Raw genomic sequence first — 12,328 nt, 5'->3', positions numbered from 1 at the left:
GGCCCCGATGCGTCCGCGAAGCCCCATGGGGCGCACCGTGCTCGCTACAGTTCGGCCATGAGCCGCTTTGCCTCCGAGTTCCGACGCCTGTACCTGCCTGCCGCCGCCGATGCGGCTTCGAGTGCCACACCCGACGCCTGGGTGGATGAACAAGGGCGGGTGCGGGCGGCCGTGCTGCAAGTGGCCCGGCCCGGCGACTGGCAGGCCTTGTCGGCCGTGTGGCGCGGTGTGCAGGCCGAGCTGGGCCTGCCCGAGCCCGCCGTGGCGGTGAACGGCCGCGACGGCCTGCAGCTGTGGTTCTCGCTGGCACGGCCGGTGCCGGTGGCACAGGCCCAGACCTGGCTGGACGGCCTGCGCCGACGCTACCTGGCCGAGCTGCCGCTGGCCCGGCTGGGCTTGTTGCCACGGCCGGCCGCGGGCGGCGGTGCGCCGGCCTGGGAGCTGGCCGAGGCGGTGCGGCGCCAGCAGCCCCGCGACGACTGCTGGGCGGCCTTCATCGCGCCCGACCTGGCTGCGGTGTTCGCCGACACGCCCTGGCTGGACCTGCCGCCCAGCGTCGAAGGTCAGGCCGACCTGCTGGCCGGCCTGCGGTCCATCCCGCATGCCGCCTTCGAGGCCTTGCTGGCCGAATGGACGCCTGCCGACGCGCCCGCGAACGCCGATGCCGGTGCCGCGGGTTCGCCCCCTCCGGCGCCCTCCCCGGCCCCTTCTTCCGAGGCCGCCGACGCGGCCGCCCAGGCGCGCCGCTTCCTGCTCGGCGTGATGCATGACGAAGCCGCGCCGCTGGCGCTGCGGCTCGAAGCGGCCAGGGCCCTGCTGCCCGGCCCCGGCGCGGGCTGACACTCGGCCGGGGGGTGAAGCCGGCGCGGGCGTGACATGCGCGTGACACATCCAGGCGCCAAGCTGACGCAAAACGTCAGGAGGTTGCATGAAATCACGCTTGTCCCTTTCCGCGCTGGCCGCGGGCGCCCTGCTCGCCATCGGTCTGGCCGGCCCTGCCGCGGCGGCCGGGCTGGACCTGGGCCGCTATAGCCTGTCCAGCACCTTCGCGCTGCCCACCAGCACCGCGTCGGAGTCGTCGGCCATCACCTGGAACTGGGACAGCGACACGCTGTTCGTGCTGGGTGACGAAGGCGACCACATCACCGAGCTGAGCCGCAGCGGCCAGGTGCTGGGCAGCATGGCGCTCAGCGGCTTCAACGACACCGAAGCCCTCACCTACACCGGCAATGGCCGCTTCGTCATCGGCGAAGAACGCCTGCAGGACGTCTACCAGCTCAGCTACCAGGCCGGCGCCACGGTGGCGCGCGGCTCGCTGAAGTCGGTGTCCCTGGGCCCGACCGTGGGCAACGTGGGGCTGGAAGGCATCTCCTACGACCGCAGCAACGGCCAGTTCGTGACGGTGAAGGAGAAAAGCCCGCAGGCGGTGCAGTTCGGCAGCATCGACTTCGACAACGGCACCCACACGATGACCTCGCTGTTCACGCCCAACCTGGGCGTGCTCGACCTGGCCGACGTACAGGTGCTGCCCGGCAGCGGCAACCTGCTGGTCTTCAGCCAGGAATCGAGCCGGCTGCTGGAGGTGTCGCGCAGCGGCGTGGTGCTCAGCAGCCTGGACTTCAGCGCCCTCAGCGGCAGCACCGAAGGCGTGACCATCACCGCCGACGGCACCATCTATCTGACCGACGAGACGCCCAACGTCTATGTCTTCAGCGCCGCGCCGGTGCCTGAGCCCGAGACCTATGCACTGATGCTGGCCGGCCTGGCCGCGTTGGCCTGGCTGACGCGCCGCCACGGCGCCTGATCTCGTCCACTCACCTGTCTATACAACATGAAAACGACCTTCTCCCTGCTGCTCGCCCTGGCCGCGGGCACCGCACAGGCCGCACCGTCCGTCGCCATCACCGAATGGATGTACAAGGGCGGCGTCGGCGAATTCGTCGAGTTCACCAACCTGGGCAGCGCACCCGTCAGCCTGGTCGGCTGGAGCTTCGACGACGACAGCCGCCTGGCCGGCGTGCTCGACCTGTCGGCCTTCGGTACCCTGGCGGCCGGCGAATCGGTGCTGATCACCGAGACCGAGGCCGACGTGTTCCGCGCCGATTGGGGGCTGGCGGCCAGCGTCAAGGTGATCGGCAACTACACCAACAACCTGGGCAACGGCGACGAGATCAACCTCTTCAACGCCAGCGGCGCGCTGGTGGACCGGCTGACCTACGACAAGACCACGCTGGTCACCAGCGAGGTCAGCGGCCGGCCGGGCAGCTTCACGGTGCTGGGCGCCAACCAGGTGTCGGGCTGGGTGTTGTCGGCCGTGGGCGATGGCGAAGCTTCCTGGCGCTCGGCCGCCGGCAGCATCGGCAGCCCGGGCCGCACCCAGTTCGCCAGCCCGGTGCCCGAGCCCGAAACCTATGCGCTGATGCTCGCCGGCCTTGCGGCCGTGGGCTGGCTGGCACGCCGCCGCGCAGCTTGAGGTAGCTCCCAGGCGCGCTACGCTGCGCGCCGGGACATCTCCTGCTGGAAAGGCCTGCAATGGAAGACGGCATTGCACCCCTGGGCTTCATCGGCCTGGGCGTGATGGGCGAGCCGATGGCGCTGAACCTGGCCCGTGGCGGCCGGCGGCTGCTGGTGTGGAACCGCTCGCCCGGCAAGGGCGAGGCGCTGCTGGCGCACGGCGCGCAGCGGCTGGTATCGCCGGCGGCGGTGTTCGCCGGGGCGCCCATCGTCATCACCATGCTGGCCAGCGAAGCGGCGCTGGACGAGGCGCTGCAGCGCGGCACGCCGGCCTTCGCGGCGATGCTGCGCGGCCGGCTGCTGGTGAATATGGCCACCACCTCGCCCGGCTACTCGCAGGGCCTGCAGGCCGATGTACAGGCCGCCGGCGGCCGCTTCGTGGAAGCACCCGTCTCCGGCTCGCGCAAGCCGGCCGAGGCGGGGCAACTGGTGGGCATGCTGGCGGGCGACGCCCAGGACGTGGCCCAGGTGCAGCCGCTGCTGGCGCCGGTGTGCAAGCAGGTGTTCGCCTGCGGCGCGGTGCCTTCGGCGCTGCTGATGAAGCTGTCGGTCAACCTCTTCCTCATCACCATGGTCACCGGGCTGTGCGAGAGCTTTCACTTCGCGCAGCGCCAGGGGCTGGACACCGAGCTGCTGCGCCAGGTGCTGGACGCCGGCCCGATGGCCAGCATGGTGTCGCAGATGAAGCTGGCCAAGCTGGTGGCGCAGGACTTCAGCGTGCAGGCCTCGGTGCGCGACGTGCTGATGAACAGCCAGCTGGTGGCCGCACAGGCACGGGCGGCGCAGCTGCCCAGCCCCCTGCTGGACCAGGCGCATGCCTTGTTCCAGCAGGCCTTCGACCAGGGCCAGGGCGCACTCGACATGGTGGCCGTGGTGCAGGCCATCGCCGCGCTCAACCCGCCGCCGCGCGCCTGACCTGGTCGATGTAGCCCGCAGGCGTGTCGCGGTGGAAGGCTTCCACCTGGCCGCCCGGGCGGCCCGCGCCCAGTGAGCGGTAGGCGGCCAGGCCCTCGAACACCCGCAGGTAATCGGTGCCTTCCATCTGCGAGGCATGGGCGGCGATGGCCGCGCGCTTGGCCGCCATGCTGGCGCCGATATCCACGAAGGTGTTGGCCGGCAGCGGGGTCCAGGTTTCGTAGGCCCATACCTGCGCATCGGCCGGCAGCTGGTGGCGGGCGAGCACACGGGCCAGCGCCCGCGCCAGCAGCCGGGCCGCGGCCATGTGGTCGGGGTGCGCATCGGTGGCGAAGGGGGCAAATATCAGCTCGGGCCGCCAGTCGGCCAGCAGCTCCGACAACGGGTCCAGCGCCCAGCCGATCGCCGAGTCGAGCGCGCCGTCGGGCATGCCCAGGCAGCCCGGCGCCGGCAGGCCCAGGCAGCGGCAGGCGGCCGTGGCTTCCTGCAGCCGCTGCGCCGCCAGCGCCTGCTCGAAGCCGATGCGTGCGGCTTCGTCGCCCGGCGGCAGGCGGGCCGGGTCGTAGCCCTTGCGGCCATCGGTGAGCACCAGCACGCGCACGCTGCAACCGGCCTGGGCCGCCAGCGCCAGCGTGCCGCCGCAGCCCAGGCTTTCGTCGTCGGCATGCGGCGCCAGCACCAGCACGCGGCGGCCGGCGGGCGCCGGCACCATGGCGGGCTGCTGGCTGGCATGCGCCAGCTGCAGCTGCAGCCGCAGCGCCCGCCGCACGGTGGGCGGCAGGCCATCGGCCACCACGCGGCGCAGCAGCTCGCGGCCCAGCCGCGCCAGCAGGTGGCGCCAGGTGGGCAGGGTCGTGGCTTTGGCGGGCAGGTTCATTCCGGGGGTGGGCGAGGGCCCGAGCATCGCACGCCCTGTTGCAAGCGGTGACACAAGCGGGCGGCGCTGTCGGCCAGTGTGACTTGCAGGCCTTGACGGCCCAGGCGCTGCAGCACCCGGTCGCGGCGGCCCGGCGTGGCGGCGCTGCGCGGCAGCCAGTCCAGCCACCACTTGGCGGCCCAGGCGGCGCGGGCGCCGGGGGCCACGGCCTGCAGCCGGCGGTTGCGCACCACCGCGTCGCTGAGCACCTCCTTGTAGGCCTCGGCCCCGCGCAGAAAGTCCACCGGCCCGCCGCCTTCGTCGATCAGCTGCTGCAGCATGTACAGCATCACCAGCTTGCCGCCGCCCACGGCCTGCACCTCGCTGCGGTGGGCGGTGTTGTAGACGTAGTAGCGGCCGCGGTAGGCCCAGCTCAGGAAGTAGGCCTCCAGCCGGCCCTCGCAACGCAGTTCGGCCGCGCGCAGCCAGCCCCGCTCGCCGCCCACGCGCAGCAGCTCACGCAGGAAGGCGCTGAAGTGCAGGTGGTTGAATTCGCCCGGCCGGTCGCGGCCCGCCGCGGGGTGCGAGGCCTGCACGTCACCCGCCTCCGCCGCCCAGGCGCCGACGTCGGGCAGGCGATGGCGCATCTGGCACGCATAACGGCCGTCTTCCTGCAGCCGCCGCCATTCGCGGCGGAAGTCCTTGCGGCGCTTGGCGCTGAACTGGGCTTCGGCATAAGCGGTGTAGCTGGCGGCGGCGGGCACCACGCGGCAGTCGCTGTCGGGCGTGTCCTGCAGGCGCGTGCAGCGCTGCTGCAGCACCGTGCGCAGCAGCGGCAGCACCGGCGAATCGCCGCGGCATTCGCGCAGGTCCAGCAGCTCGCAGGCCTGCGGGCCCTGCAGCAGGGGCTCCAGCAGCGCATCCACCAGCACCGGCGAAGGCCGCTCGAGCAGCAGGTCGCCGTAGTCGGACGGGCCCTCGGCCAGCCAGCGGGCCACGCGCACCGTGGTGCCCGGCAGCGTGCGCGTCTCGATGCGCAACACGGCGATGCCGGCCAGCCGGCCATGGTCGTGCACCGTCACCACGCAAGGCGTACACGGCTGATCGACGAAGCCGGGCCTTGCCAGGTGGCGCCAGAAGGCCAGCACCCAGTCCACGTCGTTGAACGGCAGCGCCGTGGGCGAGCCGGCGCTCAGCTGCCGCCAGGCCGGCGCCAGCGCCTCGATGGCGGCCAGGTCCTGGTGCAGCTCAACCTGGAATGCGCTCATCCGCCGTGCCGGCGCGCTGGCCGGCCAGTTGTCTGTACAAGTTCAGCAGCGGCTGCAGGTGGTGCTGCGGCCGGAAGCGGTGCGACACCAGCGCCCGGCCGTGCGCGCCCAGCGAAGCCGCCAGCTCCGGTTCGGCCAGCAGGCCGTCCACCGCGGCCGCGAAGGCGGCCGCGTCGCCCGCGGGCACCAGCACGCCGGTGCGGTGCGGCTGCAGCCATTCACGCACGCCGCCGAGGTCGTAGGCCACCACCGGCCGGCCGTGGGCCAGGGCCTCAATGCCCACCAGGCCGAAGGCCTCGGGCACCTGGGTGGGGCACAGCAGCAGCTGGCAGGCGGTGAGCCAGGGCGTCAGCGCATCGGCCTCCAGCCGGCCGACGAAGCGGATGCGGCCCGCCAGGCCCAGCGCCTGGGCTCGCGCCTGCGTGTCGGCCAGGTTCGGCCCGTCGCCCACCAGCACCGCCTGCCAGTGCGGCGCCCGCAGCCGGGCCAGCAGGTCGGGCAGCCCTTCCAGGCCCTTGATGCCGTCGAAGCGGCCGATGGCCAGCAGCAGCCCGTGCTGTGGCGGGCAGCGCGGGCCTTCGCGTTGCGTGAAGCCGGGCAGCAGGTGCAGCCGGTGGTCGGCCACGCCGTTCTGCCGCAGCAGCATGCGCATGTAGGCGCTGCCCACCGCCACCGCGGGCAGCCGGCGCGTGACCCACAGGTCGGCAAAGGCCATCAAGGTGTGTTTGTCGCCCAGCCGGTGACCGCCGGGTGAGGTCACCGGGTAGCAGCGCGCCAGGCATGGCAGGCCCATCGCATGCGGGCACAGGCCGCCGCCGGGCAGGCATTTGCTGGGCGAACGCAGGCAGGCCAGCCGCGCATCGTGCACATAGCGCAGCACCGGCAGCCGGCGGTGCAGGTGGGCGATCAGCACCGGGCTGAAGAAGCCGGCGGTGTTGTGCAGGTGCACCAGGTCGGGCTGGCACTGCTGCAGCAGCGCGTCCAGCCGCGGCCGCAGTCGCCAGGCCGGGCGAGGGCCCAGCACCCGGGGCCAGCGCAGCACCGGCATCGCCGCATCGGGCCCGGGCTCGCTGTCCTCGGCCACCAGGGTCAGGCTGTGGTGGCCTTGTGCGGCCAGGCCGGCGGCGGTGTCGGCCAGCAGGCGCTCGGCGCCGCCGGGCGGCCACAAGCGCTCGGTGATGTGCAGGATGCGCAGCGGCCGGTCCATGGCTCGGTGGCAACTCATTGATGGCTCAAGTGCTCAGCCCGCCACGCGGCGAAACACGTCCACCGTCGCCTGGGCGGTGCGGTCCCAGCTGAAGCGGCGGGCCCGCTGCAGGCCGCGCGCCACCAAGCCGGCGCGCAGGCTTTCGTCGTATAGCAGGCGGCGCAGGCCATCGGCCAGCGCGTCCACGTCCTGCGGGTCCACGCCCAGCGCGGCATCGCCATACACCTCGGGCAAGGCGGTGGCGTTGGCGGCCAGCATCGGCGTGCCGCAGGCCATGGCCTCGATCAGCGGCGAGCCGAAGCCTTCGGCCAGCGAAGGCAGCGCCGCCAGCCGCGCGCCGCTGTACAGCGGCGGAATGTCGGCCTCGGCCACGTAGCCCAGCAGGCGCACGTCGGCCTGCAGCCCCAGGGCGGCGATCTGCGCGCGCAGCGGCGCACTGCCCCAGGCCGATTTGCCAGCCACCACCACCTGCAGGTCGGCCCGTTCGGCGGGCCGCAAGGTGGCGTAGGCCCGCAGCAGCCCGGGCAGGTTCTTGCGCGGCTCCGCCGTGCCCACGAACAGCAGGTAGGGCCGCGGGCCGATGCCCAGGCGCTGCAGCACCTCGGCCACCACGTCAGGCGGCTGAGGGGCGAAGCGCTCGTCCACGCCCGGATGGGCCACGAACACACGGTCGGCCGGCAGGCCCAGCCGGTCGATCACCTGCTGGCGCGTGTGCTCGGACACGGTGACCACCGCATCGACCGCCCGCGCCATGCGCGGCACATGCTCCCGGAAGTGCGCCACGTCGGTGGGCGTGTACAGCGCGGGGTGGGTGATGGGCATCAGGTCGTGCACCGTCAGCACCTTGCGGCCCCGCCACTGCGGCCGCAGGTTGAAGCAGTGGTAGTACACCAGGTCGTTGCGGCCCAACGTGGCCTCGATGGGCCAGCCGCCGCGGTGCAGCCAGTTCATCGCCGCATTGGGGATGCGGTTGATGCAGGCGCGCAGCCGCGCGTCCAGCAGCGGGCGCACCCGCTCGTCGAAGCGGCGGGCATAGGTGCCGCGCAGGAAGTTGAAGTACAGCCGGTAGCTGCCTTCAGCGTCGACGCGGGTGAAGCGCCGCACCAGCTCGGTCAGCGAATATTCGATGCCGGTGAGGTGGGTGGCCAGCATGTTGGAGGCCTCGATGCCGATGCGCATCAGCGCCCTCCTCCGGCCGCGCGCAGGCGCCGCCACAGGCCTTGCAACCGCAGCACCCGCCGGCGCCAAGGGCTGCGCCACCACACGCCGCTGCTGAACAGCAGGTCTTCGCGCGCCCAGCGGTCGAGGAAGGCCACCTTGCCGACGAAATCGATGCCGGCGCCGGCACGGCCATCCCAGCCTGCCCAGGCCTGCTGCACCAGGCCGTGCAGCAGCACCAAGGTGGGCGAACGGTTGCCGCCGACGCCATCGACGAACGAGCTTTTGAGGGTGTAGCGGCGCCGCCCATCGTTCGGGCACAAGAAGGCCGCGATCGGGCGGCCGGCCTGGCGCAGCAGCCACACCTCCAGCCAACCCTGTTCGGTCAGGCGCTCACACAGCGCGCCGTAATGCGCGCGCAGCACCGCATCGCGGCCCACGCTTTCGCCGCCTTCGGCCTTCCAGCTGGCGGCGTCCACGGCCAGGAAGGCGGGCAGGCCTTCGGTCAGCGCCTGATCGCCGCTCAGGCACTGCCACTGCAACTCACCTGCACGCGCCAGGCCGTTGCGCGACTTGACCAGGCTGCGGCGGAAATGCGCCTGCTCGGGGCCGCCCAGGTAATCGGCGAAGCTGCCCTCGAACGGCAGCCAGGCGCTGGGCCAGGTGTGGGCCCCATCGGCCACCAGACCAGCTTCGGCCAGCGCCTGCTGCAACAGGGCGGCGCGGCCATCGGCCAGCGGCAGGCCGCCCGGCAGCAGCAACTGCCAGCCGGGCTCGTCGCGCAGCGCCTGCGCCAGCCGGCGGGCAATGGCCGTGTCGAACCGGCGCGCCGTGAGGCCGCTGCGCGGTGCATGGAAGTTGAGCGGGCTGGCCAGCATCGGCCGCATCGCGCCGCGCCAGTGGCCGATGGTGGCCACCAACGGCCAGGCGGCCAGCCAGTCGCCGGCTTCGTCCGTCACCACCACCACCCGCAGCTGCCAGGGGCCGGTGGCGATGGCGTCGAAGCGGGGGCCGTCGGGGCCCGCCTGATGCAAGGCCAGCCCGGCCGGGCCGCCCGCGCCAAAGCACTGCAGCAGCCAGGCCAGCCAGTCGGGGCTGGCGAACAGGTCGGCCGCTGCATCGGCCTGCCACAGCGCGCGCCAGGCCGGCAGCGCCTGCTGCAGCGCGTCGGCGTCGCGCAGCCAGTGCAGCCGCAGTGCGGGCTGCGCGGTGTGGGTGGGTGCGGTGGCAGCCGGCAGCGCACCGGCGGTTGGGGTCATGATGGCTCCACCACGGCAGGTGCCCGCCCCGGCTGCGCGGCCGGACTGCCAGGCCACAGCCGCCGCACCACCTGGCGCCAGCGCACCAGCGCCGGCCGCCGCCACAGGCCATGGCTGAAGCCCGGATGGTGGTCGGCCCAGCGGGCCACCCAGGGCAGCTCGCCAACGAAGTCGATGGCCTGCAGGCCGTCGTTCCAGCAGGCCTCGATCAGCCGCGCCAGCAGCACCTGGCTGGGCGAGTGGCGGCTGCTGGGGGCAAAGCGCTGGTCGAACGAGGTCTTGAGCGTGTAGAGCATGCGGCCGTCGCGCAGGCACAGGAAGTAGGCCGCCGGCTCGCCGCCGATGCGCAGCAGCCACAGCTCGCTGCGCAGCGCGCCGGCCTGCAGACCGCACAGGCCAGCGTAGTAGCCGCGCAGCCGCGGGTCACCCGCCACCACCTCGCCGCCCTGCGCTTTCCAGCTGCGGCTTTCGATGGCCTCGATCAGCGCGAAGCCGGCTTCGCCCGGGGCCGGCAGGCACTCGATGGACAAGGGCCCCAGGCGGGCCAGGCAGCGCTCGTTCTGGTTCAAGTGCTTGCGAAAGTTGCGGGCATGGGACTCCAACATCGGTGCCCAGGCCTGGGTGATGGCGAGGCGGCTGTGCGTCCAGCCGGCCTGCGACAAGGGCTGCAGCGCGGCCGGCGCCAGCGTCGCCTGCAGCAGCGCCAGCCGGCCATCGGCCAGCGGCAGGCCGTCCAGCAGCAGCATCTGCCAGCGGCCATCGGCAAGCAGGTGGCGCGCCATCACATCGGCCATCTCGGAGTTGAGATCCGGCGCACACAGCCCGCTGCGCAGCGCCTGGCTGTTGACCGGCGTGGCCAGCAGCTGGCCGGAGGTGCCGCGGAAGCTGGCCTGCAGGCCCACCAGCGGCAGCACGGCGCGCAAGGCCGCAGGCTGGCCGGCGCCGGTGCGCTCTTCCAGCACCAGCAGCTGCAGCCGCCAGCCCTGGCCGGGCAGCGGCACCCATTGCGCGCCGGTGTTGGCCACCAGCGCGGCCCGTTGCGCCCCCTGGCCGAAATGCCGCCACCAGTGCATGAACCAGGCCGGATGGGCGAAGGCATCGGCCTGGCCATCGGCCACCCACAAGGCCTGCCAGGCCGGCGCCAGCGCGGCCAGGCCGGCTTCGGTGTCGACGAAGCGGGCGGTCCAGGGGGTGGGCACGGGCATCACGGCATACCTCAGCGCATCGCGCCGGCCGACACCAGCCGCAGCGGATCGACCCGGTTGTCGCGCAGCAAAAAGCGCATCAGCCCCGGCACCGGCCGGCGCTGCCGCTGCACCGTGTGGCCGTGGCAGGGCGAGACGGTGAGGAAGGCCAGCGTCTGCCCCGGTTCGCGGCGCGACAGCGCATGGTCGGCGCGCAGCGCCATGGACATCGCGGTGGGCCCCAGCAGCGCCTGCCACCAGGGCGGGCGGCGGCTGGCCATCGCATCGACATGGCGCTGCAGGCCGGCGCGGGTGTCACCGGCCATGCCGGGGCAGCTGTCTTCGAGAAAGCCCACCAGGTCGCGCAGCGCATCGCCCTGCTCATAGCCCGACGAGAACAGGTGGAACACCTTCTCCATGCTGCGGTGGCCGGCGCCCAGGAATTCGGTGCCGGCGGGCAGCCAGCGGCGCATCTGCGCCTCGGTGAAGAAGTGGAAGTGGCTGAAGATCAGGTTGGGGTCCAGGTGCTGGAAGTGTTCCTTCAGCTCGGCCTCGTTGCGCGCGGCGGGGGTGGACAGGATGACGTAGCGCCGCGCCACCCGCAGCAGCTCGGCGATCACCGCGCCGGGGTCGCTCACGTGCTCCAGCGTCTCGCTGGACAGCACCACGTCGAACGACTGATCGGCAAAGGGCAGCCGCGCCGCATCGGCCGCGATGCCCTTGAGGCCGTACAGCTCGCGCGCGCGGCGCACGCCACTGGGCGCGATGTCCACGCCCATGGCCGGCACCTTGAACAGTTGCTGCACCAGGTTCACCAGGTAGCCCTCGGCGCAGCCGACGTCGAGGAAGCTGCCGAAGCGCAGCTCTTCCAGCAGCCGCAGGATGTGGTACGTGCGGAAGTAGTCCTGCACGTGCTCTTCCCAGCGCGAGAAGCCGTAAACCGGCTGGTGCGGGAAGTAGACGCCACGGCTGGTGAAGTCGTAGCGCTGGGTGAACCACTCGCGGTTCTTGCGGGTGAACGAGGGGTCTTGCGCCAGGGGATGGCTGGGGGTGGTCATGTCCATGGGGCGGTTCCTCAGACGGGGTGGGCGATCACCAGCCGGTAGCGGGCGGCGTCGGGGTAGCGGTGGGCCACGGCCTGTTCCAGCGCCTGCAGCCGCGGCAGGTCTTCACGCAGCGTGGCGGCGTCCAGCACGGCGGCCAGGCCATCGACACCCACGCCGCTCAGGCAGCCGATGCCGTGCATCTGCTCGATCTGCAGGCCGCAGCGCGCGTACATGCGGTGCAGGGTGTCGGCCTCGTGCCAGCCGTAGTGCTGGCCGCCCAGCACCCGGCCTTCTTCGGCGCCGGCCACCACGGCCAGGTCGTCCCACCGCTGGAAGCGCGCCAGCGTCAGCAGCATGTAGTGCCGGGTGCGGTGCGAAGTGACCAGCAGCCCGCGGTCGTCCAGCAGGCCGCGCAGCACCCGCAGCGTGCGGCAGGGGTCTTCCAGCGCATACAGCAGCTCGGTGCAGATCACCAGGTCGAAACGCTGGGCCGCCAGCAGCGCGGCGGCGTCTTCGGCCGCGCCCTCCACCGTGCGCAGCGCCACGCCCTGCTCCAGCGCATGGCGGCGGCACAGCGCCAGCCAGTCGGGTGAGAGGTCCAGCGCCGTCACCTTGTGGCCTTCGGCCGCCAAGGGCACCGCCAGACGGCCCGACTGGCAGCCCACGTCGAGGATGCGCAGCCCGCTGCGCCCGCCCGCCAGCGCGCGGATGTGCGACAGGTACAGCGCGCCGTACATGCGCTCGGCCGCATCGGCATGCATGTCGCCTTCGCCGCCGCCGGCCGCGCGGCGCATGCGCTGCATCTGCGCGTCGCCCCGGCGCGGCCAGGCGCTGGCCAATGCGCTGCGCAGCGGCCACCACAAGGCCTGCAGCGCGTGAGGGGGTTGGGAACCGGCCATGGGGGTGGTGCCTGTGTGAGGG

At 72.8% G+C, this 12,328-nt stretch carries 12 protein-coding genes; 4 read left to right on the top strand and 8 right to left on the bottom strand.

Annotated elements, in window-relative coordinates; all coding sequences use genetic code 11:
- Positions 1 to 57 precede the first annotated feature (57 nt).
- From MW290_RS21825 to MW290_RS21810, 4 genes are all read left to right on the top strand, one after another.
- Entirely contained in the window at positions 58 to 840 is a 783-nt protein-coding gene (locus tag MW290_RS21825; RefSeq protein ID WP_250199774.1) for a hypothetical protein, read from the top strand.
- 88 nt (positions 841 to 928) lie between these two features.
- Positions 929 to 1,804 (top strand): SdiA-regulated domain-containing protein, encoded by an 876-nt coding sequence (locus MW290_RS21820; protein ID WP_250199773.1) that lies wholly within the window; start codon positions 929 to 931, stop codon positions 1,802 to 1,804.
- Positions 1,805 to 1,831: 27 nt separating this feature from the next.
- Positions 1,832 to 2,473, top strand: coding sequence for a lamin tail domain-containing protein (locus tag MW290_RS21815; protein ID WP_250199772.1), 642 nt, complete (start codon positions 1,832 to 1,834; stop codon positions 2,471 to 2,473).
- Positions 2,474 to 2,532: 59 nt separating this feature from the next.
- Positions 2,533 to 3,429 carry an NAD(P)-dependent oxidoreductase gene (locus tag MW290_RS21810; protein ID WP_250199771.1) on the top strand — a complete coding sequence of 299 codons (897 nt, stop codon included), beginning with the start codon at positions 2,533 to 2,535 and terminating at the stop codon, positions 3,427 to 3,429.
- On the opposite strand, the gene MW290_RS21805 is transcribed toward MW290_RS21810, so the two are convergent.
- Genes MW290_RS21805 through MW290_RS21770 form a run of 8 tightly spaced genes read right to left on the bottom strand, consistent with a single transcriptional unit; the run spans position 3,407 to position 12,306 of the window.
- Positions 3,407 to 4,306 carry a PIG-L deacetylase family protein gene (locus MW290_RS21805; RefSeq protein WP_250199770.1) on the bottom strand — a complete coding sequence of 300 codons (900 nt, stop codon included), beginning with the start codon at positions 4,304 to 4,306 and terminating at the stop codon, positions 3,407 to 3,409. The genes MW290_RS21810 and MW290_RS21805 overlap by 23 nt on opposite strands.
- On the bottom strand, positions 4,303 to 5,553 hold the full coding sequence (locus MW290_RS21800; RefSeq protein WP_250199769.1) for a GNAT family N-acetyltransferase: 1,251 nt from the start codon (positions 5,551 to 5,553) through the stop codon (positions 4,303 to 4,305). Before MW290_RS21800 ends, MW290_RS21805 begins: the two co-directional genes overlap by 4 nt.
- The gene (locus MW290_RS21795; protein ID WP_250199768.1) at positions 5,534 to 6,778 is read right to left on the bottom strand and encodes a glycosyltransferase family 4 protein; all 1,245 of its coding nucleotides are present in this window, start codon (positions 6,776 to 6,778) and stop codon (positions 5,534 to 5,536) included. The genes MW290_RS21800 and MW290_RS21795 overlap by 20 nt, the downstream gene beginning before the upstream one ends.
- A 15-nt stretch (positions 6,779 to 6,793) precedes the next feature.
- A complete protein-coding gene (locus MW290_RS21790) occupies positions 6,794 to 7,939 on the bottom strand; it encodes a glycosyltransferase family 4 protein (RefSeq protein ID WP_250199767.1) in 1,146 nt (381 codons plus the stop codon).
- Positions 7,939 to 9,177 carry a GNAT family N-acetyltransferase gene (locus MW290_RS21785; protein ID WP_250199766.1) on the bottom strand — a complete coding sequence of 413 codons (1,239 nt, stop codon included), beginning with the start codon at positions 9,175 to 9,177 and terminating at the stop codon, positions 7,939 to 7,941. The genes MW290_RS21790 and MW290_RS21785 overlap by 1 nt, the downstream gene beginning before the upstream one ends.
- The gene (locus tag MW290_RS21780) at positions 9,174 to 10,382 is read right to left on the bottom strand and encodes a GNAT family N-acetyltransferase (protein WP_250199765.1); all 1,209 of its coding nucleotides are present in this window, start codon (positions 10,380 to 10,382) and stop codon (positions 9,174 to 9,176) included. The genes MW290_RS21785 and MW290_RS21780 overlap by 4 nt, the downstream gene beginning before the upstream one ends.
- An 11-nt stretch (positions 10,383 to 10,393) precedes the next feature.
- The gene (locus tag MW290_RS21775) at positions 10,394 to 11,425 is read right to left on the bottom strand and encodes a class I SAM-dependent methyltransferase (RefSeq protein WP_250199764.1); all 1,032 of its coding nucleotides are present in this window, start codon (positions 11,423 to 11,425) and stop codon (positions 10,394 to 10,396) included.
- Between the two features lie 11 nt (positions 11,426 to 11,436).
- Positions 11,437 to 12,306 carry a class I SAM-dependent methyltransferase gene (locus tag MW290_RS21770; protein ID WP_250199763.1) on the bottom strand — a complete coding sequence of 290 codons (870 nt, stop codon included), beginning with the start codon at positions 12,304 to 12,306 and terminating at the stop codon, positions 11,437 to 11,439.
- Positions 12,307 to 12,328: the final 22 nt, after the last annotated feature.

Origin of the sequence: Aquincola tertiaricarbonis (genome assembly GCF_023573145.1) — a bacterium.
Lineage (GTDB): Bacteria > Pseudomonadota > Gammaproteobacteria > Burkholderiales > Burkholderiaceae_C > Aquincola > Aquincola tertiaricarbonis_B.
This window is presented reverse-complemented; position numbering and strand designations above follow the sequence as displayed.

Bases quoted from the DNA above. Each gene is read 5' to 3' on its own strand.
- MW290_RS21825 (WP_250199774.1), top strand. From the start codon at position 58: ATGAGCCGCTTTGCCTCCGAGTTCCGACGCCTGTACCTGCCTGCCGCC.
- MW290_RS21820 (WP_250199773.1), top strand. From the start codon at position 929: ATGAAATCACGCTTGTCCCTTTCCGCGCTGGCCGCGGGCGCCCTGCTC.
- MW290_RS21815 (WP_250199772.1), top strand. From the start codon at position 1,832: ATGAAAACGACCTTCTCCCTGCTGCTCGCCCTGGCCGCGGGCACCGCA.
- MW290_RS21810 (WP_250199771.1), top strand. From the start codon at position 2,533: ATGGAAGACGGCATTGCACCCCTGGGCTTCATCGGCCTGGGCGTGATG.
- MW290_RS21805 (WP_250199770.1), bottom strand. From the start codon at position 4,306: ATGAACCTGCCCGCCAAAGCCACGACCCTGCCCACCTGGCGCCACCTG.
- MW290_RS21800 (WP_250199769.1), bottom strand. From the start codon at position 5,553: ATGAGCGCATTCCAGGTTGAGCTGCACCAGGACCTGGCCGCCATCGAG.
- MW290_RS21795 (WP_250199768.1), bottom strand. From the start codon at position 6,778: ATGAGTTGCCACCGAGCCATGGACCGGCCGCTGCGCATCCTGCACATC.
- MW290_RS21790 (WP_250199767.1), bottom strand. From the start codon at position 7,939: ATGCGCATCGGCATCGAGGCCTCCAACATGCTGGCCACCCACCTCACC.
- MW290_RS21785 (WP_250199766.1), bottom strand. From the start codon at position 9,177: ATGACCCCAACCGCCGGTGCGCTGCCGGCTGCCACCGCACCCACCCAC.
- MW290_RS21780 (WP_250199765.1), bottom strand. From the start codon at position 10,382: ATGCCCGTGCCCACCCCCTGGACCGCCCGCTTCGTCGACACCGAAGCC.
- MW290_RS21775 (WP_250199764.1), bottom strand. From the start codon at position 11,425: ATGGACATGACCACCCCCAGCCATCCCCTGGCGCAAGACCCCTCGTTC.
- MW290_RS21770 (WP_250199763.1), bottom strand. From the start codon at position 12,306: ATGGCCGGTTCCCAACCCCCTCACGCGCTGCAGGCCTTGTGGTGGCCG.